Origin of the sequence: Streptococcus mitis (assembly GCF_946188615.1) — a bacterium.
Lineage (GTDB): Bacteria > Bacillota > Bacilli > Lactobacillales > Streptococcaceae > Streptococcus > Streptococcus mitis_BZ.
In genome coordinates this window covers 161,339-185,611 of sequence record NZ_CAMHVK010000003.1, presented here as the reverse complement: position 1 = coordinate 185,611, position 24,273 = coordinate 161,339, and the positions used below count along the sequence as shown (strand labels likewise).

At 42.2% G+C, this 24,273-nt stretch carries 21 protein-coding genes; 13 read left to right on the top strand and 8 right to left on the bottom strand.

From position 1 onward, the window contains the following. The first annotated feature begins 148 nt into the window (after window positions 1-148). From OCF95_RS04380 to OCF95_RS04330, 11 genes are all read left to right on the top strand, one after another. Entirely contained in the window at window positions 149-1,429 is a 1,281-nt protein-coding gene (locus OCF95_RS04380; RefSeq protein WP_261104975.1) for a glycoside hydrolase family 125 protein, read from the top strand. 98 nt (window positions 1,430-1,527) lie between these two features. After that, window positions 1,528-4,161: an alpha-mannosidase gene (locus tag OCF95_RS04375; protein WP_261104974.1), complete on the top strand. Its 2,634-nt coding sequence runs from the start codon at window positions 1,528-1,530 to the stop codon at window positions 4,159-4,161. 95 nt (window positions 4,162-4,256) lie between these two features. Beyond that, on the top strand, window positions 4,257-5,126 hold the full coding sequence (locus OCF95_RS04370) for an ROK family protein (RefSeq protein ID WP_261104973.1): 870 nt from the start codon (window positions 4,257-4,259) through the stop codon (window positions 5,124-5,126). Further along, window positions 5,120-7,000: a beta-N-acetylhexosaminidase gene (locus OCF95_RS04365; protein WP_261104972.1), complete on the top strand. Its 1,881-nt coding sequence runs from the start codon at window positions 5,120-5,122 to the stop codon at window positions 6,998-7,000. The genes OCF95_RS04370 and OCF95_RS04365 overlap by 7 nt, the downstream gene beginning before the upstream one ends. Window positions 7,001-7,209: 209 nt before the next feature. Further along, window positions 7,210-8,139 carry an ABC transporter permease gene (locus OCF95_RS04360; RefSeq protein WP_004254906.1) on the top strand — a complete coding sequence of 310 codons (930 nt, stop codon included), beginning with the start codon at window positions 7,210-7,212 and terminating at the stop codon, window positions 8,137-8,139. 13 nt (window positions 8,140-8,152) lie between these two features. Next, window positions 8,153-9,076 carry a carbohydrate ABC transporter permease gene (locus OCF95_RS04355; protein ID WP_000818353.1) on the top strand — a complete coding sequence of 308 codons (924 nt, stop codon included), beginning with the start codon at window positions 8,153-8,155 and terminating at the stop codon, window positions 9,074-9,076. 104 nt (window positions 9,077-9,180) lie between these two features. Beyond that, window positions 9,181-10,665, top strand: coding sequence for an ABC transporter substrate-binding protein (locus OCF95_RS04350; RefSeq protein ID WP_261104971.1), 1,485 nt, complete (start codon window positions 9,181-9,183; stop codon window positions 10,663-10,665). Between the two features lie 233 nt (window positions 10,666-10,898). Then, window positions 10,899-11,588 (top strand): CPBP family intramembrane glutamic endopeptidase, encoded by a 690-nt coding sequence (locus tag OCF95_RS04345; RefSeq protein WP_023947356.1) that lies wholly within the window; start codon window positions 10,899-10,901, stop codon window positions 11,586-11,588. A 55-nt stretch (window positions 11,589-11,643) separates the two neighbouring features. Beyond that, window positions 11,644-11,940, top strand: coding sequence for a bacteriocin immunity protein (locus OCF95_RS04340; protein WP_023947358.1), 297 nt, complete (start codon window positions 11,644-11,646; stop codon window positions 11,938-11,940). A gap of 132 nt (window positions 11,941-12,072) precedes the next feature. Next, complete coding sequence (gene trhO, locus OCF95_RS04335; RefSeq protein ID WP_004263106.1) at window positions 12,073-13,059, top strand: oxygen-dependent tRNA uridine(34) hydroxylase TrhO; 987 nt, start codon at window positions 12,073-12,075, stop codon at window positions 13,057-13,059. 226 nt (window positions 13,060-13,285) lie between these two features. Beyond that, window positions 13,286-14,146: a DUF4299 family protein gene (locus OCF95_RS04330; RefSeq protein ID WP_214614786.1), complete on the top strand. Its 861-nt coding sequence runs from the start codon at window positions 13,286-13,288 to the stop codon at window positions 14,144-14,146. 176 nt (window positions 14,147-14,322) lie between these two features. Here the strand turns inward: OCF95_RS04330 and OCF95_RS04325 are convergent, their stop codons facing one another. The 5 genes from OCF95_RS04325 to OCF95_RS04305 all read right to left on the bottom strand — a co-directional run bounded on the left by OCF95_RS04325 (window position 14,323) and on the right by OCF95_RS04305 (window position 18,565). After that, a complete protein-coding gene (locus OCF95_RS04325) occupies window positions 14,323-15,387 on the bottom strand; it encodes a DUF6574 domain-containing protein (RefSeq protein WP_261104969.1) in 1,065 nt (354 codons plus the stop codon). 62 nt (window positions 15,388-15,449) lie between these two features. Continuing rightward, on the bottom strand, window positions 15,450-16,361 hold the full coding sequence (locus tag OCF95_RS04320) for a DUF4097 domain-containing protein (RefSeq protein WP_070528431.1): 912 nt from the start codon (window positions 16,359-16,361) through the stop codon (window positions 15,450-15,452). Further along, window positions 16,354-16,947 (bottom strand): DUF1700 domain-containing protein, encoded by a 594-nt coding sequence (locus tag OCF95_RS04315; protein WP_261056839.1) that lies wholly within the window; start codon window positions 16,945-16,947, stop codon window positions 16,354-16,356. Before OCF95_RS04315 ends, OCF95_RS04320 begins: the two co-directional genes overlap by 8 nt. After that, window positions 16,934-17,260: a PadR family transcriptional regulator gene (locus tag OCF95_RS04310; protein ID WP_000273858.1), complete on the bottom strand. Its 327-nt coding sequence runs from the start codon at window positions 17,258-17,260 to the stop codon at window positions 16,934-16,936. Before OCF95_RS04310 ends, OCF95_RS04315 begins: the two co-directional genes overlap by 14 nt. A 138-nt stretch (window positions 17,261-17,398) precedes the next feature. Next, the gene (locus OCF95_RS04305; RefSeq protein WP_049502587.1) at window positions 17,399-18,565 is read right to left on the bottom strand and encodes a CynX/NimT family MFS transporter; all 1,167 of its coding nucleotides are present in this window, start codon (window positions 18,563-18,565) and stop codon (window positions 17,399-17,401) included. A gap of 154 nt (window positions 18,566-18,719) precedes the next feature. Between OCF95_RS04305 and OCF95_RS04300 the strand changes: the two genes are divergently transcribed. Together OCF95_RS04300 and OCF95_RS04295 are read left to right on the top strand one after the other, a co-directional pair. Further along, entirely contained in the window at window positions 18,720-19,550 is an 831-nt protein-coding gene (locus OCF95_RS04300; protein WP_261047830.1) for a glycosyltransferase, read from the top strand. A gap of 191 nt (window positions 19,551-19,741) precedes the next feature. Further along, window positions 19,742-21,592 (top strand): polysaccharide biosynthesis protein, encoded by a 1,851-nt coding sequence (locus tag OCF95_RS04295; protein WP_261041671.1) that lies wholly within the window; start codon window positions 19,742-19,744, stop codon window positions 21,590-21,592. A gap of 271 nt (window positions 21,593-21,863) precedes the next feature. Here OCF95_RS04295 and OCF95_RS04290 read toward each other — a convergent pair whose 3' ends face one another. From OCF95_RS04290 to sdaAB, 3 genes are read right to left on the bottom strand one after another with little or no spacing between them, the layout of a single operon-like run. After that, window positions 21,864-22,496: an HAD family hydrolase gene (locus OCF95_RS04290; protein WP_261104968.1), complete on the bottom strand. Its 633-nt coding sequence runs from the start codon at window positions 22,494-22,496 to the stop codon at window positions 21,864-21,866. Between the two features lie 21 nt (window positions 22,497-22,517). Further along, the gene (sdaAA, locus tag OCF95_RS04285; protein WP_000500041.1) at window positions 22,518-23,390 is read right to left on the bottom strand and encodes an L-serine ammonia-lyase, iron-sulfur-dependent, subunit alpha; all 873 of its coding nucleotides are present in this window, start codon (window positions 23,388-23,390) and stop codon (window positions 22,518-22,520) included. Between the two features lie 8 nt (window positions 23,391-23,398). Continuing rightward, the gene (gene sdaAB / locus OCF95_RS04280; protein ID WP_000838909.1) at window positions 23,399-24,070 is read right to left on the bottom strand and encodes an L-serine ammonia-lyase, iron-sulfur-dependent subunit beta; all 672 of its coding nucleotides are present in this window, start codon (window positions 24,068-24,070) and stop codon (window positions 23,399-23,401) included. Window positions 24,071-24,273: the final 203 nt, after the last annotated feature.

Here is a 24,273-nt window from a genome sequence, read left to right as displayed (position 1 = left end):
CTACATTATATCAGAAAAAGAGGGCCTTTAGAAAAGGAGCTTCAAAGATAACTATTTTGTAGAAAAATGACTATCATTTGTGTATGTATTTTCTGTCTCAAAAGCTATATACTGAAAATGAAACTTGTTTGAAAGAGGACACTGCACGATGATTTATTCAAAAGAAATTGTTCGAGAATGGCTAGATGAAGTGGCAGAGCGGGCTAAGGACCATCCAGAGTGGGTGGATGTTTTCGAGCGTTGCTATACAGACACCTTGGACAATACGGTTGCAATCCTAGAAGATGGTTCAACTTTTGTCTTGACTGGGGATATTCCTGCTATGTGGCTTCGGGATTCGACAGCTCAACTCAGACCCTACCTGCATGTGGCTAAAAGAGATACCCTCCTGCGTCAGACCATTGCAGGTTTAGTCAAACGTCAGATGACCTTGGTGCTCAAGGATCCTTATGCCAATTCCTTTAACATCGAGGAAAACTGGAAGGGGCATCACGAGACCGACCATACCGAGCTGAATGGCTGGATTTGGGAACGCAAGTACGAGGTGGACTCGCTTTGCTATCCTTTGCAGTTGGCTTATATCCTCTGGAAAGAGACTGGTGAGACTAGCCAGTTTGATGATACTTTTGTCACAGCGACTAAGGAGATTCTCCATCTTTGGACGGTTGAACAAGACCATAACAACTCTCCTTATCGTTTTGTTCGAGATACGGACCGCAAGGAAGATACCTTGGTAAATGATGGCTTTGGACCTGATTTTGCAGTGACAGGTATGACTTGGTCAGCTTTTCGTCCGAGTGATGACTGCTGTCAGTATAGCTACTTGATTCCGTCAAATATGTTTGCTGTAGTAGTCTTGGGTTATGTGCAAGAGATCTTCGCAGCATTAAACCTAGCTGATAACGAGAGTATTATTGCTGATGCCAAGCGTCTTTGTGCTGAAATCCAAGAAGGAATTGAAAACTATGCCTACACTACTAACAGCAAGGGCGAAAAGATTTACGCCTTTGAAGTGGATGGTCTAGGCAATGCCAGCATCATGGATGATCCAAACGTACCAAGTCTGCTGGCTGCGCCTTATCTGGGCTACTGCGATGTTAACGATGAAGTGTATCAAGCCACTCGTCGTACCATTCTGAGCCCTGAAAATCCATACTTCTACCAAGGAGAATACGCTAGCGGTCTCGGCAGTTCTCATACCTTCTATCGCTATATCTGGCCAATCGCTCTGTCTATCCAAGGCTTGACAACGACAGATAAAGCAGAGAAGAAATTCTTGCTGGATCAGCTGGTTGCTTGTGATGGGGGGACAGGTGTCATGCACGAAAGCTTCCACGTGGATGACCCAACTCTTTATTCTCGTGAATGGTTCTCTTGGGCTAACATGATGTTCTGTGAATTGGTCTTGGATTACTTGGATATCCGCTAAGGAGCGCGCTTTAGCGCAACTGATTCTTGGAAAGAATCACAAATTTACATTTAAAACGTTAACAATAAAAATTTAAATTTAGAATGAGGTTTTACTTCATGGAAAATGTTGTCGTACATATTATCTCACATAGTCACTGGGACCGTGAGTGGTACTTGCCTTTTGAAAGCCACCGTATGCAGTTGGTGGAATTGTTTGACAATCTCTTTGATCTTTTTGAAAATGACCCTGAGTTCAAGAGTTTCCATTTAGACGGGCAAACTATTGTCCTTGATGACTACTTGGAGATTCGTCCTGAAAATCGCGACAAAGTTCAACAGTACATCGACGAAGGAAAATTGAAAATTGGTCCCTTTTATATCTTGCAGGATGATTACTTGATTTCAAGTGAAGCCAATGTCCGCAATACCTTGATTGGTCAGCAGGAAGCTGCAAAGTGGGGCAAATCCACTCAGATTGGTTACTTCCCAGATACCTTTGGAAATATGGGACAAGCGCCTCAAATCCTTCAAAAATCAGGCATTCACGTGGCCGCTTTTGGTCGTGGTGTGAAGCCGATTGGGTTTGACAACCAAGTTCTTGAAGATGAGCAGTTTACATCTCAGTTTTCAGAAATGTACTGGCAGGGTGCGGATGGTAGTCGTGTCCTGGGGATTCTCTTTGCCAACTGGTACAGTAACGGGAATGAAATTCCAGTGGATAAAGACGAGGCTTTGACCTTCTGGAAACAAAAACTGGCAGACGTGCGTGACTACGCTTCTACCAACCAATGGTTGATGATGAACGGTTGTGACCACCAGCCTGTCCAGAAAAATCTGAGCGAAGCCATTCGTGTGGCAAATGAACTCTTCCCAGATGTAACCTTTGTTCATAGTTCTTTTGATGAATATGTTCAAGCCGTGGAAAGTGCCCTACCAGAGCAGTTATCAACGGTTACAGGTGAGTTGACCAGTCAGGAAACAGATGGTTGGTACACACTTGCCAACACTTCGTCATCTCGTATTTATCTCAAACAAGCTTTCCAAGAAAATAGCAACCTCCTAGAGCAAGTTGTAGAACCACTGACTATTATCACTGGTGGCCACAACCACAAGGACCAGTTGACCTATGCTTGGAAAACTCTTTTGCAGAATGCGCCGCATGATAGCATCTGTGGCTGTAGCGTGGACGAAGTTCACCGCGAGATGGAAACTCGTTTTGCCAAGGTCAACCAAGTTGGAAACTTTGTTAAGAGCAATCTTCTTAACGAGTGGAAAGGAAAAATCGCTACGGCTAAGGCTCAAAGTGACTATCTCTTTACTGTCATTAACACAGGCTTGCATGATAAGGTTGATACTGTCAGCACAGTGATTGATGTAGCGACTTGTGATTTCAAGGAATTGCATCCAACAGAAGGCTACAAGAAGATGGCTGCTCTTACCTTGCCAAGCTACCGTGTAGAGGACTTGGATGGTCGTCCTGTAGAGGCTAAAATCGAAGATTTGGGAGCTAATTTTGAGTATGATTTACCAAAAGACAAGTTCCGCCAAGCTCGTATCGCTCGCCAAGTGCGCGTGACTATCCCAGTTCACCTAGCGCCACTTTCTTGGACAACATTCCAATTGCTGGAAGGAGAGCAAGAACACCGCGACGGTATTTACCAAAACGGAGTGATTGATACGCCATTTGTAACGGTGAGTGTGGATGACAACATCACAGTCTATGACAAGACAACTCACGAAGCCTATGAAGATTTTATTCGCTTCGAAGACCGTGGGGACATCGGAAACGAGTATATCTATTTCCAACCAAAAGGAACAGAGCCTATCTATGCAGAGCTTAAGGGCTATGAGGTCTTGGAAAACACAGCTCGCTATGCTAAGATTTTGCTCAAACATGAATTGACCGTGCCTGTCAGTGCGGATGAAAAACTAGATGCGGAACAAAGAGGCATCGTCGAGTTTATGAAGCGTGAAGCAGGACGTTCAGAAGAGTTGACAAGCCTTCCTCTGGAAACTGAGATGACTATCTTCGTTGATAATCCACAAATCCGTTGCAAGACTCGCTTTACTAACACTGCCAAAGACCACCGTATCCGTCTCTTGGTCAAGACTCATAACACGCGTCCAAACAATGATTCTGAAAGCATTTATGAGGTGGTGACACGACCAAACAAACCAGCAGCTTCATGGGAAAATCCTGAAAATCCTCAACACCAACAAGCCTTTGTCAGTCTGTATGATGATGAAAAAGGTGTGACTGTATCTAACAAGGGATTAAACGAATACGAAATCCTTGGGGACGACACCATTGCAGTGACTATTTTGCGTGCGTCAGGTGAGCTAGGTGACTGGGGTTACTTTCCAACACCAGAGGCACAATGCTTGCGTGAGTTTGAAGTCGAGTTTGCGCTTGAGTGCCACCAAGCCCAAGAACGCTTCTCAGCTTTCCGTCGTGCTAAAGCCTTGCAGACACCATTCACATCTCTTCAAGTTGCAAAACAAGAGGGTAGCGTGGCTGCGACTGGTAGCCTCTTGAGCCATTCTGTTCTCAGCATACCGCAAATCTGTCCAACAGCCTTTAAGGTAGCTGAAAATGAAGAAGGCTATGTTCTTCGCTACTACAATATGTGTAGTGAAAATGTACGTGTACCAGAAAGTCAACATCTCTTCCTTGACCTACTTGAACGACCATACCCAGTTCATAGAGGCCTCATTTCACCACAAGAGATTCGTACAGAATTCATCAAATAAGAAGAAATTTAATTTCAAAAAGTAAACATAAAGAGAAAGGAGGGGCGAAAAGGTAAGAACTAACTGCTGATTCGCCCCTTTTTATGGTAAAAACAATGACCATTGCAACGATTGATATCGGAGGGACTGGGATTAAGTTTGCCAGTCTGACTCCTGATGGGAAAATACTGGATAAGACAAGCATTCCAACGCCTGAAAGTTTGGAAGATTTAGTAACTTGGCTAGACCAGTGCTTGTCAGAGCAGGATTACAGTGGGATTGCTATGAGCGTTCCAGGCGCGGTCAATCAAGAGACAGGTGTGATTGATGGCTTCAGTGCAGTACCCTACATTCACGGATTTTCTTGGTATGAGGCGCTTAGCTCTTATCAGATTCCTATCCATCTGGAAAATGATGCTAACTGCGTTGGACTCAGTGAATTACTGGCTCATCCAGAACTTGAAAATGCAGCCTGTGTCGTGATTGGGACAGGGATTGGCGGAGCCATGATTATCAATGGTAGACTTCATCGAGGTCGCCACGGTCTGGGTGGAGAATTTGGCTACATGACAACTCTTGCCCCTGCTGAAAAGCTCAACAACTGGTCGCAACTAGCGTCAACTGGGAATATGGTACGCTACGTGATTGAAAAATCTGGTCAAACTGACTGGGACGGTCGCAAGATTTACCAAGAGGCCGAAGCAGGAAATACCCTTTGTCAAGAAGCTATTGAGCGCATGAACCGCAATCTGGCGCAAGGCTTGCTCAATATTCAGTATCTCATCGACCCAGATGTCATTAGCCTAGGTGGCTCCATCAGCCAAAACCCTGACTTTATCCAAGGGGTCAAAAAAGCTGTCGATGAATTTGTCGAAACCTACGAAGAATACACGGTCGCACCAGTCATCCAAGCCTGCACCTATCATGCAGATGCTAATCTCTACGGTGCCCTTGTCAACTGGCTACAGGAGGAAAACCAATGGTAAGATTTACAGGAATTAGCAGTAAACAACATCAAGCTATAGAGTTGCTTCAAAAGCACATTTCTCTACCAGATGTAGAGGTAGCTGTCGCTCAGTCTGACCAAGCCTCTATCTCTATCAAGGGTGAGGGTGGTCACTATCAATTGACCTACCGCAAACCTCACCAACTTTATCGTGCCTTGTCCCTGTTGGCAACATCCCTAGCAGAAGGTGACAAGGTAGAGATTGAGGAACAAGCAGCTTATGAAGATTTAGCCTACATGGCAGACTGTTCGAGAAATGCGGTGCTGAATGTGGCTGCTGCCAAGCAGATGATTGAGGTCTTGGCTCTCATGGGCTACTCAACCTTTGAGCTTTACATGGAAGACACCTACCAGATTGAAGGGCAGCCTTACTTTGGCTATTTCCGTGGAGCCTACTCAGCTGAGGAATTGCAGGAAATTGAAGCCTATGCCCAGCAGTTTGACATGACCTTTGTGCCCTGCATCCAGACTTTGGCCCACTTGTCAGCCTTTGTCAAATGGGGTGTCAAAGAAGTCCAGGAGCTCCGTGATGTAGAGGATATCCTTCTTATCGGCGAAGAAAAGGTTTATGACCTGATTGATGGTATGTTTGCTACTCTGTCTAAACTACAAACTCGCAAGGTCAATATCGGGATGGACGAAGCCCACTTGGTTGGTTTGGGACGCTACTTGATTCTGAACGGTGTTGTGGATCGTAGTCTCCTCATGTGCCAACACTTGGAGCGCGTGCTGGATATTGCTGACAAATATGGTTTCCACTGCCAGATGTGGAGCGATATGTTCTTTAAACTTATGTCAGCAGATGGCCAGTACGACCGTGATGTGGAAATTCCTGAAGAAACTCGTGTCTACCTGGACCGTCTCAAAGATCGTGTGACCTTAGTTTACTGGGACTATTATCAGGATAGCGAGGAAAAATACAACCGCAATTTCCGCAATCATCATAAGATTAGCCATGATCTTGCCTTTGCAGGGGGAGCTTGGAAGTGGATTGGTTTCACACCCAACAACCATTTCAGCCGTCTCATCGCAGTCGAAGCTAATAAAGCCTGCCGTGCCAATGATATCAAAGAAGTCATCGTGACGGGTTGGGGGGACAATGGTGGGGAAACAGCCCAGTTTTCTATTCTCCCAAGCTTGCAAATCTGGGCTGAACTCAGCTATCGCAATGACCTAGACCATTTGTCTGCTCATTTCCAGACTAATACTGGTCTATCGGTTGAGGACTTTATGCAGATTGACCTAGCTAATCTCTTGCCAGACCTACCGGGTAATCTCAGCGGGATCAATCCTAACCGCTATGTCTTTTATCAGGATATTCTCTGTCCGATCCTTGATCGACACATGACACCTGAACAGGACAAACCGCACTTCGCTCAGGCTGCTGAGACGCTTGCTAACATTAAAGAAAAAGCTGGCAACTATGCCTACCTCTTTGAAACTCAGGCCCAGTTGAATCAGATTTTAAGTAGCAAAGTCGATGTGGGACGGCGCATTCGTCAGGCTTACCAAGAAGGTGATAAAGAAAGCCTGCAAGAAATTGCCAGACAAGAATTACCAGAACTCAGAAGCCAAATTGAAGACTTCCATGCTCTCTTTAGCAACCAATGGCTGAAAGAAAACAAGGTCTTTGGCTTGGACACAGTTGATATCCGTATGGGCGGACTCTTGCAACGCATCAAGCGAGCAGAAAGCCGCATCGAGGCTTATCTAGCTGGTCAGATTGACCGCATCGATGAGTTAGAAGTGGAAATCTTACCATTTACAGACTTCTACGCAGACAAGGACTTCGCAGCCACAACAGCCAACCAGTGGCATACCATTGCGACAGCTTCAACCATTTATACAACCTAAAAACAAGAACACCTTGCCTTGAGCAGAGTGTTTCTCGTGAAACATCCCTTTCTTAAAAAAGTACTCCACATAAAATAATTTGTGGAGTTTTTTCTATAATTAGTAGTTTAACCTAACCTTCAAATAGGAGTATACTAATAATGTAATCGTTATCAAAAGTCTAAAAAGGAATTTTTAGATGGATATCAAAATAAAAAGGGGAGGAAATTATGAATAAGTTTTCAAAAACCTTGAGAGACAACTGGATCTTTCTCTTGATGGTTTTGCCAGGGGCACTCTGGTTGATTCTATTCTTCTACATTCCAGTATTTGGGAACGTGGTTGCCTTTAAAGACTACCACATGACCAGTAATGGATTTATAGATAGTATCGTGAATAGTAAATGGGTCGGACTCGATAATTTCAGATTCTTATTTAGTTCAAAAGACGCCTTTATCATCACTCGAAATACTGTCCTCTACAATCTCGGCTTTATCTTTATCGGTTTGATTGTATCTGTAGGGATTGCTATCATCCTAAGTGAACTCCGTTCTAAGAGAATGGTTAAGATTTTCCAAACTTCTATGTTGTTCCCTTACTTCTTGTCTTGGGTTATCATCAGTTTCTTTACAGATGCCTTCCTAAACATTGATAAAGGGGTATTCAACCATTTCCTAGAATCTATCGGAATGAAGGAAGTCAATTTCTACGCTGACTTGGGCATCTGGCCTTATCTCCTACTTTTCCTTGGTATTTGGAAAGGCTTTGGATATAGCAGTGTCATGTACTATGCGACAATCATGGGAATTGATCCAACCTACTACGAAGCAGCGACAGTGGACGGGGCTAGCAAATGGCAACGAATTCGCAATGTAACCATTCCGCAGTTGACACCATTGGTAACTGTATTGACCATCCTTGCAGTCGGAAATATCTTTCGTGCAGACTTCGGTCTTTTCTACCAAATCCCCCACAATGCTGGTCAGCTCTATAACGTAACCAATGTCTTGGACGTATATGTATATAATGGCTTGACTCAGACAGCAGATATCGGGATGGCATCAGCGGCAGGTCTTTATCAATCAGTTGTCGGCTTGATTCTGGTTATCCTATCAAACTTACTTGCAAGACGAGTTGATCCAAACTCAGCCTTGTTCTAGAAAGGAGGAGAATATGGCAGAAAAGAAAATTAAAAAAGAAAAAATTGATAATGTCGGCATTCACTCCTTCAGTAAGAAAGCAGATATCTTCTTCAGTACCATTTCTGGTTTGGTTGCCCTCTCTTGTATCCTACCCTTTGTATTCGTTATCGTTATTTCGGTGACAGATGAAAAGAGTATCCTCCAAAATGGATATAGCTTCTTCCCATCCCAATTTGGATTAGACGGTTTTGAGTTTTTGGCACAGTTTAAGGATAAAATTCTCCAAGCCCTCTTCATCTCAGTCTTTGTAACAGTGGTGGGGACTATCACAAACGTTTTTATCACAACAACCTATGCCTACGCTATCTCACGGACAACCTTTAAGTATCGCAGATTCTTTACAATCTTTGCCCTTCTTAGTATGTTGTTCAATGCTGGTTTGGTACCGGGCTATATCGTGGTAACTCGTTTACTTCAACTTGGTGATACAGTTTGGGCCTTGATTGTTCCAATGCTTCTCTCACCATTTAACATCATATTGATGCGTTCCTTCTTCAAGAAGACCATTCCAGAAGCTATTCTAGAATCCGCTCGTATCGATGGTGCTAGTGAGGCCCGGATCTTCTTCCAAATCTGTTTGCCATTGTCACTACCAGGTATCGCAACCATCACGCTCTTGACAGCTCTTGGTTTCTGGAATGACTGGTTCAACGCCCTTCTTTACATCAAGAGTGACAACTTGTATCCATTGCAATATTTGCTCATGCAAATCCAACAAAATATGGATTACATCGCCAAAGCAGTCGGCCTATCTGGTCAACTGGGAGTTGCTCTTCCAAAAGAAACAGGTCGTATGGCCATGGTTGTGGTCGCAACCCTTCCAATCGCGATTTTGTATCCATTCTTCCAACGCTACTTTGTAAAAGGTTTGACTATCGGTGGTGTGAAAGAATAGTACTTGTCGAGAAAAATCATTTCTCATTTCCAAACTTCCCTTGTGTGAAGTTAAGATCATTACATTGTTTATAAGTTTAAAAATAAAAAAAAGGAGTTTTTGTCATGAAAAACTGGAAAAAATATGCTTTTGCATCTGCTAGCGTAGTCGCTTTGGCTGCTGGTCTCGCTGCTTGTGGAAACCTTTCAGGTAACAGCAAAAAAGCTGCTGACTCAGCTTCAGGTGAAAAAACTGTTATCAAAATGTACCAAATCGGTGACAAACCAGATAACTTAGATGAATTGCTAGAAAATGCTAACAAAATCATCGGTGAAAAAGTTGGTGCTAAATTGGATATCCAATATCTTGGATGGGGTGACTATGATAAGAAAATGTCAGTTATCACATCATCTGGTGAAAACTACGATATCGCCTTTGCATCTAACTATGTTGTAAATGCTCAAAAAGGTGCCTATGCTGACTTGACTGACTTGTATAAGAAAGAAGGGGCAGAGCTTTATAAAGCACTTGACCCAGCTTACATCAAAGGTAACAGCATTAACGGTAAAATTTACGCAGTTCCAGTTGCAGCCAACGTTGCATCATCTCAAAACTTCGCTTTCAACGGAACTCTTCTTGCTAAATACGGTATCGATATTTCAGGTGTCACTTCATATGAAACACTTGAACCAGTCTTGAAACAAATCAAAGAAAAAGCTCCAGATGTAGTGCCATTTGCGGTTACTAAGAACTTCATCCCATCTGATAACTTTGACTACCCAGTTCCAAATGGACTTCCATTCGTTATCGACCTTGAAGGGGACACTACTAAGATCGTAAACCGTTACGAAGTGCCTCGCTTTAAAGAACACTTGAAGACTCTTCACAAATTCTATGAAGCTGGATACATTCCAAAAGACGTAGCAACAAGCGATACTTCATTTGACCTTCAACAAAATACTTGGTTCGTTCGTGAAGAAACAGTAGGACCAGCTGACTACGGTAACAGCTTGCTTTCACGTGTTGCGAACAAAGATATCCAAATCAAACCAATCACTAACTTCATCAAGAAAAACCAAACAACACAAGTTGCTAACTTTGTTATCTCAAACAACTCTAAGAACAAAGAAAAATCAATGGAAGTGTTGAACCTCTTGAACACTAACCCAGAACTCTTGAATGGTCTTGTTTATGGTCCAGAAGGCAAGAACTGGGAAAAAATTCCAGGTAAAGAAAACCGTGTTAAAGTCCTTGATGGCTACAAAGGAAACACTCACATGGGTGGATGGAACACTGGTAACAACTGGATCCTTTACATCAACGAAAACGTTACAGACCAACAAATCGAAGATTCTAAGAAACAGTTGGCTGAAGCTAAAGAATCTCCAGCACTTGGATTCATCTTTAACACTGACAATGTGAAATCTGAAATCTCAGCAATCTCTAACACAATGCAACAATTCGATACAGCTATCAACACTGGTACTGTAGACCCAGATAAAGCTATTCCAGAATTGATGGAAAAATTGAAATCTGAAGGTGCCTACGATAAAGTATTGAACGAAATGCAAAAACAATACGATGAATTCTTGAAAAACAAAAAATCATAAGATCAATTGATTTCGTGTATTCATTCCTAATTCCTAAAAACTGTATCACTGTTTTCCTCAGGATTATCTGGGGGAGGCAGTGATTTTTTGAAACACGAGCATAGATATATATGTTTTTCTTGTCGCTATTTAACCATTCAGGAAATCTCAAGTACTATTTAGGATTTGGAGTAAGGATTTAGGAAAATATAGCTTATATTAGAGATGTCTCGAGTTTACAAAGGAGAGTTCATATGAAGAAGTATCAACTTTTATTCAAAATAAGTGCAGTTTTCTCTTACTTATTTTTCGTATTTGGTCTTTCTCAGCTGACGCTTATTGTTCAAAATTATTGGCAATTTTCTTCCCAGATTGGCAATTTCGTCTGGATTCAAAATCTCTTGAGTTTGCTATTTAGTGGAGTCATGATTTGGATTCTGGTTAAGACAGGGCACGGCTATCTTTTTCGCATTCCGAGAAAAAAATGGCTTTGGTATTCGATTTTGACAGTACTAGTTGTAGTGCTCCAGATCTCTTTTAACGTTCAGACAGCTAAACATGTTCAGTCAACTGCTGAAGGTTGGGCTGTATTGATCGGTTATAGTGGGACCAACTTTGCTGAGCTAGGTATCTATATAACTTTGTTCTTTCTGACTCCACTTATGGAAGAGCTAATCTATAGAGGATTACTGCAACACGCCTTTTTTAAGCATTCGAGATTTGGCCTTGATTTGCTTCTTCCGTCAATTTTATTTGCTCTTCCTCATTTTTCAAGCCTGCCTAGTTTGTTAGATATCTTCGTCTTTGCAACATCTGGCATCATCTTTGCTAGTTTGACCCGCTATACCAAGAGCATTTATCCATCCTATGCGGTGCATGTGATTAATAATATTTTCGCAACATTACCATTTTTGCTGACTTTTTTACAGAGGGTGTTTGGGTAAATACTGGCGCGAGAGTTAGGAATGATAGCTTTTAAACTTAAGGAGGAAAATAAGTATGACACCATTAAAATGGTTTGCTGGAGGAAGCGAAAGACGTTGTGAAGCCATGACTATCATAAATCATCTATTGGAAGATATAAAGGATACGCCTCAACTGACTCCCTTGAAAAATCAGTTAGTGAGTTATAAAAGACGATTAAAGGACGATGGGACCTCTACCCCATTTATTTTGAGTCAAATGAATGTTGACATCTCACGTGTGTTGATTGATAATAAGTTGATGTTATCAGAAAATCAAGCCGATCAGATCAAAAAATTGAGAGAATTATCTGCTATTCGCTATGGCTACTGATGAAGTACAGGGATAGGACTCTTTCTATAAATTTCCAGTCAAATAAATTGCATTCGTTTTCTCAAGCAGGTATACTAGTATAGTTAGATGAAAAATTCTGAAAATTTAAGAATAGAAAAGAGAACAAATCTTATGGCAAAAGATATTCGTGTCTTACTTTACTACCTTTACACTCCAATTGAAAATGCAGAGCAATTTGCTGCAGACCACTTGGCTTTCTGTAAATCAATCGGCCTTAAAGGCCGTATCCTAGTCGCTGACGAGGGAATTAACGGAACAGTTTCAGGTGACTACGAAACAACTCAAAAATACATGGACTACGTTCACAGCCTCCCAGGTATGGAAGAACTCTGGTTCAAGATTGACGAAGAAAATGAACAAGCCTTCAAGAAGATGTTCGTTCGCTACAAAAAAGAAATTGTCCACCTTGGTTTGGAAGACAACGACTTTGACAACGACATCAACCCACTTGAAACAACAGGTGCTTACTTGTCTCCAAAAGAATTCAAAGAAGCTCTTCTTGACGAAGATACAGTTGTCCTTGACACACGTAACGATTATGAGTACGACCTAGGACATTTCCGTGGGGCTATCCGCCCAGACATCCGCAACTTCCGTGAGTTGCCACAGTGGGTTCGTGATAACAAGGAAAAATTCATGGACAAGCGTGTCGTGGTTTACTGTACAGGTGGCGTTCGCTGTGAGAAATTCTCAGGCTGGATGGTCCGTGAAGGCTACAAAGATGTCGGCCAATTGCACGGAGGAATCGCAACTTACGGTAAAGACCCCGAAGTTCAAGGTGAGCTTTGGGATGGGAAAATGTACGTCTTTGACGAGCGTATTGCCGTAGATGTAAACCATGTCAACCCAACCATCGTAGGGAAAGACTGGTTTGATGGAACACCATGTGAACGTTATGTCAACTGTGGAAATCCATTCTGTAACCGTCGTATCTTGACATCAGAAGAAAATGAAGACAAGTACCTTCGTGGATGCTCACACGAGTGCCGTGTTCACCCACGTAACCGCTATGTTTCAGAAAATGAATTGACACAAGCTGAAGTTGTCGAGCGTCTAGCCGCTATCGGTGAAAGCTTGGATCAAGCAGCTACTGTATAAGATTAAACAGTCCTTAGGGGCTGTTTTTCTATGCTTTTTACTCAAAAATTAATACTCAATGAAAATCAAAGAGCAAACTAGGAAGCTAGCCGCAGGCTGTACTTGAGTACGGCAAGGCGAAGCTGACGCGGTTTGAATTTGATTTTCGAAGAGTATAAAGTTTGTTTTTGTATCTTTCAGAAAAATAAGGTATACTATATGTAAACGATTTCAAAGGAGTCCAGTTATGACGAAAACATTTTTTATTCCAAATAAACAGAGTATTTTAGGAGAACAGGAAATTTTGACTGCCAAGTCGATCTTGGCCTTGTTAGATGGTTTGGAGTCACATAGCTATGATGCTGTCTATCTCCGTCAGCCTCTTAACCGTCTCGAGTATATCGAGTGTGCGATAGTGGGGCAATCACAATTTCTTTTTAAAGTCAGTTATGCTGATAATCACAAGGCTTACCGTATTGATCTTCCTGCCCTACTCACGAAGACAGACTGGGAGATCATCAAGTCATTTTTAGAAGCCCTACTTGCTTATACAGGAACTGAGATTGAAGGACTAGATGGTTTTGATTTTGAAGCTTATTTCCAAGCAAGTATTCAAGCCTATCTGGCAGACACCGCAGCCCGTTTTACGATTTGCCAAGGAATTTTTAATCCTGTTTTCTTTAGTCATGAGGACTTGAAAAGCTTTTTAGGGGAAGATGGCTTGGCTCAGTTTGAAGCACGTGTACGTGCAGTTCAAGAGACAGATGCTTACTTTGCAAGAGTTTCCTTCTATCAGGATGGAGAAGGACAAGTTCACGGTGTTTACCATCTGGCTCAAGGGGTCAAGACCGTTTTACCTAGAGAACCATTTGTTCCTGCTGCCTATATTGAGCAATTGGTGGATAAGGAAGTGCAGTGGGAGATTGACTTGGTTCAAATTACAGGAGATGGCTCTAAACCAGAAGACTATGAAGCCATTGCCCGCTTGGACTATGCAAAATTCCTAGAGTCACTACCATCAGCATCTTACCACCAACTAGACGCCAATCAATTAGAAATTCAACCCATCTTAGAAAAAGATTTTAAAACATTAGCACAAGAAGAGTAAAGTAGAAGCAGGTCAATCGACTTGCTTTTTTGATATAGAAAAATCCTGCCATGGAAGACAGGATTGCTACTCAATGAAAATCAAAGAGCAAACTAGGAAGCTAGCCGCAGGCTGTACTTGAGTACGGTAAGGCGAAGCTGACGTGGTTTGAATTTGATTTTCGAAGAGTATGAAGTTTAAAGAAAGGCCAAGATACGAAGATAATCTCCAATCAGTGCCACTTCAGCTACAAAGAAGAGGAGGATAATGACTCCGTTCACAAGGACAGACAAGAATAATTGATAGAAGGAGTCGGTTTCACTTGCTTGACTTGGCCTTGTAATGATATGGAGACTAGCAAGCAGAATGATTCCAATGCTAATCACACACAAGAGGGCTGTAAATCGCAGGCTATCAAAGAAGGCAAAGAAACTAGCAATAGCAGTGAGGAAGATTGGAATTGCCAAGAGTTGACTATATTGTTGGAGAACCTTTTCTAGCGTCCAGTCCTTTTCTTGGTAGATAAATCGTCTCACGACGAAACTACCCAAGAGGAATGAAAAGAAGAAGAGTGTTGTTGCTACTAGGATAGAGATAATCGAAAAGAGATTCAATGAAGCAAATTGTTCAGGGAAGTGATTATGCATAGTTGCTATATGTCCATAGTAAGCATGTTTGATGTGGTAGATACTAAAGAAAAAGGAAGATGCAGAAAACAGAATGAGCAAGAGAAAGGCTGTGTAACTGTGTGTGCTACTTGTTTCAAGCTTGCTTGTAGGAGATTTGAGAGCCTCCACTAGCCAAGACCAAAAATCAAGCACTTGCTCTTTCCATTTATCCGTAGATTTTGGAGCTTGGTCGGGGATATAGGGACTTTCTAAGGATTGACTGAGAAGAAGGGGCTCTTTCGTGGTTGGTTTTTGCTGAGGAAGTGCTTCTTGGTTCTCTTCAGCTTTAGTGACTTTTTCTGTTTCTTTAGAAAAATCTTGCTCTTCTTCAGTAGAATCTAATGCTTTCTTTTCTTCTATTTCTGTTCTCGCTTCACTGTCTTCAGGCGTTTCAATTTTCTCTTCTTGCTGGCTTTCCAGTTCGACTTCAGCTTGAGAGACTTCCTCCTCTACTTGAGTATTTTTTTCAATTGGTGTATCGAGATCGGCTATCGTTTCTTCAGTCTTGTCTGCAACCTCTTGAGCTTGCTCTTCAGGTTTGTTCTTGCTTGTTGTTTTTACAAAATCATTACTTTCAAACCATTCTTGTTTCATGGTAGAACCTCCTTTTTAGTTAGATAAATATGCTTCCATAGTAGCAGATGTAAGCGCTTTTGTCAACGTCTGTTTGGTATGGATATTAGCTCAATATTATTATCAGCTCTAGCAATGAGTTGATCCTTGACATCGGTTTTTTCAGTTTTGTAAGGGTTGCTTAATTCCGTACCTCTTGATTCAGGCTCTTCTCTTGTGAATTGGTGAATAGAACCATAGTTACTTGAGATGTCCCAGTTAATTCGTTGGTTCTCTTTCTGGTCTAGGATGATTCTGAGATACTTTTTGGCAGTCAGTTCAACCTTACCATGGACTTGGATATTTTCAGAGTGGAAGTGCTTCTCTGTTGACTCTAGTTGACTATCTGTAAGGTCTGTATCAAAGATATTAACGATATTAGGGGTTGTGAGTTTACTGTTTTTGATACGACTTCCTTCAATTCGGAGGAGATAGCCATTTGTATTGAGAGTTGCATTTTCAAGGCTAGCATTTATGATGGTGGTTTGTCCACGATTGGCTGACACGTTGATCCCTTTTAGACTTCTTCCTTTTGGAACTTGGAGAATAACTTCATCAAAACGACTAGAGTAGCTGCTTGCGATATGGAGAATCCCGCCGATTCCAGAAGAGAGAAATGGAGTTTCAGACAGTTTCTTATCAGTGAGGCTCAGCGTTTTATCGTTCTGATTCGTGATAAGATCATGGTGAGCAGAAAGAGATGGATGGTAAGAAATGTGGATTTGATCATCCAAAGAGTCTGTGATGGTGAGCGCGTGTTGGTGGAGAGTGATCTCTAGGTTTTCGACTTCCTTACCAAAGGTCAGCTCTTCCATCCGACTATCATAGACAGGTTCCTTGGACATGGCAAGTAGGCTCTTGATCCCGTCAGATTGGATGCCTACAAAGAGCAGGATAAAGCCGATAACAGTAGTCACCACACCAAAAATGAGAAATCCTCTTGTCCATTTACGCATGCTGGTCACCTCTCTTTCCTTTTTTAAGAACAAATTGCACCAGGCGAACAATGAGTAGGCCGAAGAAACGAGCTACATAGGAAATACCTAGTAAGACTAGTGAAGAAGCACCGATGGCTAGTAAACCAGAACCGAAAATCAAGATAAAGGCTGATTTGGCTTGGGCTAGGACAGTGAAACTTTCAACTAAGAATAGGAATCCGCCGATGATACCAAGTATGGAAACCGCAAAGAAAGCCAGAATGACAGTCAAAGCAGCCACAAGGATTCCGAACAGAGCCACGAGGATGGCGATTCCCAGAGGAATGCCGATGGGTGCTGCAAGGAGAGCTAACAAGGCGATATGCAAAATTTGTCTGTTATTCTTTTGAGCGGGTGCTTCATTGATTTTTTTATTGAGAAGATTGGAGAGAACTTCGTGGGCCGCTTCTTTGGGAGTTCCCAAGCTAGCGATGAGTTCTTCTTCTCCTTCGACTCCAGCATCGTCAAAGAGTTCCCTGAAATAGTCCATGGCTTCAATTTGGTCAGCCTGAGGCAGTTTTTTGAGATAAAGTTCTAGCTGAGTCAGGTATTCAGTTCTTGTCATGGCGGATACTCCCTTCTATGATGCCATTGATGGTGTCTGTATAGAGTGCCCATTCATCTTTTAGGGTCACGAGCTGTTCTATACCACCATTTGTCAAGGAGTAGTATTTGCGCATGCGACCTTGGAACTCTCTAGAATAGGTTGTCAGAAAGCTATTGCCTTCCAATTTTTTTAGGATAGGATAGAGTGTAGATTCTTTGATATTAGCGATCAGCTTAATGGTTTGGCTAATCTCATAACCATAAGAATCATCCTGCTCCAGTACAGCCAAGATGAGAAATTCAATCAAGGCAGAGGATGTTGGAAAGTACATGGGGAACCTCCTTTTCTAATGTGTAAGATTTTTATATATAATTTTTCTACACATACATTGTACATCTAAATGAAAGCCCTGTCAAGAGAAATGTGTAAAATTTTTATATATAAAAAACTTCTAGCTAAAACTAGAAGTTTAGAGGATTTTATCAGCTTTGTCCACTGTAAAGAGGGCCACAGTCATCAGGATATCGACGAGTAAGAGGGCAGCTACAGCTGGCACCCAAGAGTGGAAAAGGTCAAAACTGTAACCAAAGAGGGTTGGCCCAAAGGCTGCTAGGATATAGCCTCCTGTTTGAGATAAACCAGACAATTGTGCAGTCTTTTCAGGGGCGCTTGTCTTGAGTGAAAAGTTGACCATGAGATAGGGGAAGAGGGCGCTGGTCGCGGTTCCGATGAGGAGATGGATGGCAAGCCAGTAAAAGAAATTACCGATTGGGAAAAAGAGCATGGAAATACCGACCACACCAGCTAGTGAAACCAGAGTGAGCATGAGCTGACGGTTACGAGTAGACAAGCTGGTTGTCAGGCTTGGGATAGTCATTGAAAAAGGAATGCTAATCAGGGAGAAGATAGAGGTTAGCAAGCCAGCTTCGTGACTGGATAGGCCTGCATGGATGGCCATGGTAGGTAGCCAGGTCATAGCGGTGTAAAAGAGCAAGGATTGAAAACCTGCAAAGACAATCACTGCCCAGACCTGTTTATTATGCATGACCTTTGTTTTGCTTTTTTGTTTGGTTTGTGGAGCCAGTCTGTGATTATAGCGGTGATTAGGCAGCCAGACCAAAAAAGTTGCTAGGCAGAGCAGGGTGAGGAGGATGATAAGTCCTTTCCAAGAACTGGCTTGTGTAATAGGCACAGCCAGATAGGAGGCCAGAGCCGTTGCAATCCCCATAGAGGTTACATATAAGGTAGTCAGAAAACCAATTTTCTTTGGTTGATTGGCTTGGATAAGACTAGGAAGCAGAACATTAATGACTGCGATACTTGCCCCAACCATCAAGGTTCCTAGATAGAGCAGAGGCAGATTGATTAGTCTAATGAGAGAACCGATGGTCAAGAAGAAAAGGCTATAGGTAAAGAGATGCTCCAAGCCGATTTTTTGAGCCAGTCGGGTAGAAAATAGCGAGAAGAGGGTAAACATGAGGAGGGGAAGGCTGGTCAAGACACCAAGCGAACTAACTTCTACTCCCAGCCCTTGCGAAATATCTCCCAATATAATGGGTAAAACAGTAAAAGGAGTCCGCAAGGAAACACCAATCAGGATAATACCTGGAACAAAAAAGAGTGATTGCTTTTTCATATAATACCTCTTCTAGCTGATTTTAATAACAGCTTATTTTAAGGTTTTTTCCTTATAATGTCAAGTAAGGTTTTGGGCTTTCAAGATAAAAATGGGAAAGTCTTGAAAATTATGATAAAATAGTGGAAGGAAATCTATACATTGGAGAAAAACTGTGTCTGAAAAGCAAAAAATCAGCGTATTGATGTCGGTCTATATCAAGGAAAATCCGACATTTTTAAAGGATGCTATTGAGAGTGTTCAAAATCAGACCCTGAAACCGAGCGAATTGGTTCTGGTTGAGGATGGGCCTTTGACACCTGAGCTCTATCAGGTATTAGACCAGCTTGAAGCTGAGTCTAATATTCCAGTGAAACGCTATCCTCTTGAGCATAATCAAGGTTTGGGTCTGGCTCTTCGACAGGGTGTTTTGCAGTGTCAGTACGATATCATCGCTCGTATGGATACGGATGATATAGCTGTTCCAGACCGTTTTGAGAAACAGGTTCAGCTAATGGAGAAGGACAAGCTCGACCTATTAGGTGGACATATTGCAGAGTTTATTGACAATCCTGATGAGATCGTTTCTTACCGTCGTGTTCCAACCCAGCATGCAGATATTGTAGCTTACCAAAGGATGAGAAGTGCCTTTAACCACATGACTGTCATGTTCAAGAAGGACATGGTTCTCAAGGCAGGCAACTATGAGGATGGCCTTTATATGGAGGATGACCTCCTCTGGCTCAATATGATTGCTGCAGGAGCTAAGACTGGAAATCTCGATCAAATCTTGTGTAAGGTTCGTGTTGGAGCAGGGATGTTTGAGCGTCGTGGGGGACTGCGTTACCTTAAACTCTATCGCCAGGCTCGTCAGCGCATGCTGAAGAGAGGGCAAATTTCTTACATGGAGTATGCCAAGAGTGTTGCCATTCAGATGATTGTTGCCCTTTGTCCCGGATTTGTCCGACAGTTTATTTTTATGAAACTGTTACGAAAAAGCAAGTAAAAGATTGTAGCAAATCGTAAACTTTAGAAAAAGTGTTATAATAACAATATAATGCTCTTCGAAAATCAAATTCAAACCGCGTCAACGTCGCCTTGCCGTACTCAAGTACAGCCTGCGGCTAGTTTCCTAGTTTGTTCTTTGATTTTCATTGAGTATAATCATCCAGCTCTTTTAAGGAGGAGTAAATTTCTATGAATAAAAAACTCACAGATTATGTGATTGATCTGGTGGAAATTTTAAATAAGCAACAAAAACAGGTTTTCTGGGGAATATTTGATATTTTGAGTATGGTGGTTTCCATCATTGTATCTTATATTTTATTCTACGGATTGATTAATCCAGCACCTGTTGACTACATTATCTATACGAGTTTGGCCTTCCTGTTCTATCAATTAATGATTGGATTTTGGGGATTGAACGCTAGTATCAGTCGTTACAGCAAGATTACGGATTTCATGAAAATCTTTTTTGGTGTGACTGCTAGCAGTATCTTGTCATATAGTATCTGCTATGCCTTCTTGCCCCTCTTCTCCATCCGTTTTATCGTACTCTTTATCTTGTTGAGTACTTTCTTGATTTTATTGCCACGGATTACTTGGCAGTTAATCTACTCTAAACGCAAAAAGGGAAGTGGTGATGGAGAACACCGTCGGACCTTCTTGATTGGTGCCGGTGATGGTGGAGCTCTCTTTATGGATAGTTACCAACATCCAACTAGTGAATTAGAACTTGTTGGTATTTTGGATAAGGATGCGAAGAAAAAGGGACAAAAACTTGGTGGGATTCCTGTTTTGGGTTCATATGATGAATTGCCTGAATTAGCCAAACGCCATCAAATTGAGCGTGTTATCGTTGCGATTCCGTCGCTTGACCCGTCAGAATATGAACGTATCTTGCAGATGTGTAATAAGCTGGGTGTCAAATGTTACAAGATGCCTAAGGTTGAAACCGTTGTTCAGGGACTTCACCAAGCAGGTACTGGCTTCCAAAAAATTGATATTACGGACCTTTTGGGACGTCAGGAAATTCGTCTTGATGAATCGCGTCTGGGCGCAGAACTGACAGGTAAGACAATCTTGGTTACAGGTGCTGGTGGTTCAATCGGTTCTGAAATCTGTCGCCAAGTTAGTCGCTTCAATCCTGAACGCATCGTCTTGCTCGGTCATGGGGAAAACTCAATCTACCTTGTTTATCATGAATTGATTCGCAAGTTCCAAGGGATTGATTATGTACCAGTTATCGCAGATATTCAAGACTATGAGCGTCTCTTGCAAGTCTTTGAACAGTACAAGCCAGCTATTGTTTATCATGCGGCTGCCCACAAGCACGTTCCTATGATGGAGCGCAATCCAAAAGAAGCCTTCAAAAACAATATTCGTGGAACTTATAATGTTGCTAAGGCTGTTGATGAAGCCAAAGTGTCTAAGATGGTTATGATTTCGACAGATAAGGCAGTTAATCCACCAAATGTTATGGGAGCAACCAAGCGCGTGGCGGAGTTGATTGTCACTGGCTTTAACCAACGTAGCCAATCAACCTACTGTGCAGTTCGTTTTGGGAATGTTCTTGGTAGCCGTGGTAGTGTGATTCCAGTCTTTGAACGTCAGATTGCTGAAGGTGGTCCTGTAACGGTGACAGACTTCCGCATGACCCGTTACTTCATGACCATTCCAGAAGCTAGCCGTTTGGTTATCCATGCTGGTGCCTATGCCAAGGATGGAGAAGTCTTTATCCTTGATATGGGCAAACCAGTCAAGATTTATGACTTGGCCAAGAAAATGGTCCTTCTAAGTGGCCACACCGAAAGCGAAATTCCAATTGTTGAAGTTGGAATCCGCCCAGGTGAAAAACTCTACGAAGAACTCTTGGTTTCGACCGAATTGGTTGATAACCAAGTTATGGATAAGATTTTCGTTGGTAAGGTTAATGTCATGCCTCTAGAAGCCATCGATCAAAAGATTGAAGAGTTCCGCACTCTTAGTGGAGATGAGTTGAAGCAAGCCATTATCGCCTTTGCCAATCAAACAACCCACGTTGAATAAAAAATCTTTAAAATCAGAAAAACGCATATTATCAGGTCTGAAGAACCTTGGTAATATGCGTTTTGTTATATAGAGACTTATACTCTTCGAAAATCTCTTCAAACCACGTCAACGTCGCCTTGTCGTATAGATGTTACTGACTTCGTCAGTTCTATCTACAACCTCAAAACGGTGTTTTGAGCAGTCTGCGGCTACTTTCCTAGTTTGCTCTTTTATTTTCATTGAGTATTACTTTATTTTCTTCTGAAATGGAGTTGTTGCCCAGTCTATGTTATTGAAAATACTCCAAAACTTCTATGGGTTTGTGAGCGATAAAATCAGGATGATAGTTTAGCAAGTCTGCTTGTTCTCCAAATCCCCAAGTGACGGCCAATTTCTGAATGCCTGTTTCTTGGGCTCCAAGCATATCAAACTTGGTATCACCGATGATGATGGCTTGTTCTGGTGCTAGTTGATGTGTTTGTAAGGCTTGGCGAATGACATCTGCCTTATGGGGTGCTTCAGGGCTGGAACCATAAATGCCATCAAAGAAATGATAGATTCCCAAGTTTTTAGTCATGTCTTGAGCGGTTGGAGTATTCTTTGTAGTGGTGATATAAAGAGGGTAATTGCTCGATAACTTCTCAAGCAAGTCTACAATCTGAGGAAAGAGTTGAGCTTCATGGATGCCTTTCTCCTTATAGTAAGAACGGTATATCTGGACAGCCTCAGAAATTTGGTCTTTGGGAAGGCAGGTCGCAAAACTACTTTCGAGGGGCGGTCCCATAAAACCACGAATAGTTTTGGCATCAGGGCTAGGTACCCCGAGCTCCTTAAAGGTATGGGTAAAGGCATTGTGAATCCCGATAGAACTGTCAACGAGGGTTCCATCCAGATCGAAAAAGATAGCTGTGATAGAGGTCATGGTTTCTCCTATTTTGATAAGTTATTCTCCGAAAATTTCTTTTTGGAGGCGACGACCAGTAGGGGTGGCAGCGAGTCCACCTTCAGCTGTTTCACGAAAGGCAGTTGGCATGCTTGCTCCTACTTGGTACATGGCATCGATAACTTCATCCACAGGAATTTTAGATTCGATACCTGCCAGGGCCATGTCTGCTGCGATGAAGGCAAAGCTAGCTCCCATGGCATTACGTTTAACACAGGGAACTTCAACCAAGCCGGCAACAGGGTCACAGATGAGGCCTAGCATATTTTTAATGACAAAGGCAATGGCCTGACTGGCCTGATAAGGTGTTCCACCGGCAGCTAGAGTCAAGGCTGCAGCACTCATAGCAGAGGCCGAACCAACCTCGGCCTGACAGCCACCTTCAGCACCTGAGATAGAGGCATTGTTTGCGATGACTAGTCCAAAGGCACCGGCAGCAAAGAGAAAATCCAGCTGTTGCTCGTGGCTGAGGTCTAATTTTTCAATAGCAGCAGTGAGAACGGAAGGCAGACAGCCAGCACTTCCAGCGGTTGGAGTGGCACAAACCAAGCCCATTTTGGCATTGTGTTCATTGACTGCAATGGCATTTCGGGCAGCAGAGAGAATCGTGTAATCTGACAGAGTTTTTCCGTTTTTAATGTAGTGATCCAATTTGGCAGCATCTCCACCTGTCAGGCCACTACGAGATTTATTTTCATTGAGGCCAAGTTGGACAGAGGCTTTCATGACTTCCAGATTGCGTTCCATGAGAAGGAAGACTTCTTCACGTTCGCGACCGGTCAATTCAAACTCTGTTGTAATCATGAGTTCTGCGACATTTCCTTGAAAGTCCAGATCTGCTTGCTCGACCAATTCTTTGATAGAATAAAACATGCTTCCTCCTATTTAAAGAAATTGACATTGTGGAGATGAGGGATTTTTCGAATTTCTTCGATGGCCTCATCACAGTTGCGACTGTCAACTTCGATAATCATAATGGCTTTTTCACCAGCTTTTTCACGAGTAACATTCATCTGGGCGATATTGATATCATAGCGGGAAAGTGCCTCTGTTACGAGGGCAATCATACCTGGAATATCTTGATGAACAATGATGATAGTCGGTGTATTCATATTGAGAGAGACGGCAAAGCCATTGAGTTCGGTTACCTGAATATTTCCTCCCCCGATAGAAATACCAGTCACGCTAATGGTCTTATGAGCATTTTTAACGGTAATTTTAGTGGTGTTTGGGTGAGGGGCATTGCTGTCTTTCTGAATGGTCCAGACAATCTTGATGCCACGCTTGTGGGCAATTTCCAGGCTGTTTGGGATTTCAGGATCATCTGTATCCATGCCCAAAATACCTGCAACAAGGGCTAGGTCTGTTCCGTGACCACGATAGGTCTTGGCAAATGAGTTAAATAGTTGGAATTCGACTTCTGTCGGAGTATCATCAAAAATGGAAGAGACAATCTTCCCAATACGAACAGCACCAGCTGTATGGCTACTAGATGGGCCAATCATAACTGGTCCGATGATATCAAAGACAGATTGAAAACGAAGTGATTTCATCAGTTTCCCCTTATAAAAATTCTTATCTCTATTATATCAAAGAATGAAGGTCTTGGCTTTAATTGTGGATGAAAACCTTTTTACACTACAAATAGCATAAAAAAGCATCTTTTGTAACAAAAAATAGCTTATTTAGGGAAATAAAAAATAATTTTGTAATATTTCTACATAAAAGTGTCAAGAAACGGTAATATTTAAAGGGT

Bases quoted from the DNA above. Each gene is read 5' to 3' on its own strand.
- trhO (WP_004263106.1), top strand. From the start codon at position 12,073: ATGGCAAAAGATATTCGTGTCTTACTTTACTACCTTTACACTCCAATT.
- sdaAA (WP_000500041.1), bottom strand. From the start codon at position 23,390: ATGTTTTATTCTATCAAAGAATTGGTCGAGCAAGCAGATCTGGACTTT.
- OCF95_RS04380 (WP_261104975.1), top strand. From the start codon at position 149: ATGATTTATTCAAAAGAAATTGTTCGAGAATGGCTAGATGAAGTGGCA.
- sdaAB (WP_000838909.1), bottom strand. From the start codon at position 24,070: ATGAAATCACTTCGTTTTCAATCTGTCTTTGATATCATCGGACCAGTT.
- OCF95_RS04360 (WP_004254906.1), top strand. From the start codon at position 7,210: ATGAATAAGTTTTCAAAAACCTTGAGAGACAACTGGATCTTTCTCTTG.
- OCF95_RS04355 (WP_000818353.1), top strand. From the start codon at position 8,153: ATGGCAGAAAAGAAAATTAAAAAAGAAAAAATTGATAATGTCGGCATT.
- OCF95_RS04305 (WP_049502587.1), bottom strand. From the start codon at position 18,565: ATGAAAAAGCAATCACTCTTTTTTGTTCCAGGTATTATCCTGATTGGT.
- OCF95_RS04345 (WP_023947356.1), top strand. From the start codon at position 10,899: ATGAAGAAGTATCAACTTTTATTCAAAATAAGTGCAGTTTTCTCTTAC.
- OCF95_RS04375 (WP_261104974.1), top strand. From the start codon at position 1,528: ATGGAAAATGTTGTCGTACATATTATCTCACATAGTCACTGGGACCGT.
- OCF95_RS04350 (WP_261104971.1), top strand. From the start codon at position 9,181: ATGAAAAACTGGAAAAAATATGCTTTTGCATCTGCTAGCGTAGTCGCT.
- OCF95_RS04310 (WP_000273858.1), bottom strand. From the start codon at position 17,260: ATGTACTTTCCAACATCCTCTGCCTTGATTGAATTTCTCATCTTGGCT.
- OCF95_RS04290 (WP_261104968.1), bottom strand. From the start codon at position 22,496: ATGACCTCTATCACAGCTATCTTTTTCGATCTGGATGGAACCCTCGTT.
- OCF95_RS04365 (WP_261104972.1), top strand. From the start codon at position 5,120: ATGGTAAGATTTACAGGAATTAGCAGTAAACAACATCAAGCTATAGAG.
- OCF95_RS04330 (WP_214614786.1), top strand. From the start codon at position 13,286: ATGACGAAAACATTTTTTATTCCAAATAAACAGAGTATTTTAGGAGAA.
- OCF95_RS04340 (WP_023947358.1), top strand. From the start codon at position 11,644: ATGACACCATTAAAATGGTTTGCTGGAGGAAGCGAAAGACGTTGTGAA.
- OCF95_RS04320 (WP_070528431.1), bottom strand. From the start codon at position 16,361: ATGCGTAAATGGACAAGAGGATTTCTCATTTTTGGTGTGGTGACTACT.
- OCF95_RS04325 (WP_261104969.1), bottom strand. From the start codon at position 15,387: ATGAAACAAGAATGGTTTGAAAGTAATGATTTTGTAAAAACAACAAGC.
- OCF95_RS04295 (WP_261041671.1), top strand. From the start codon at position 19,742: ATGAATAAAAAACTCACAGATTATGTGATTGATCTGGTGGAAATTTTA.
- OCF95_RS04370 (WP_261104973.1), top strand. From the start codon at position 4,257: ATGACCATTGCAACGATTGATATCGGAGGGACTGGGATTAAGTTTGCC.
- OCF95_RS04315 (WP_261056839.1), bottom strand. From the start codon at position 16,947: ATGACAAGAACTGAATACCTGACTCAGCTAGAACTTTATCTCAAAAAA.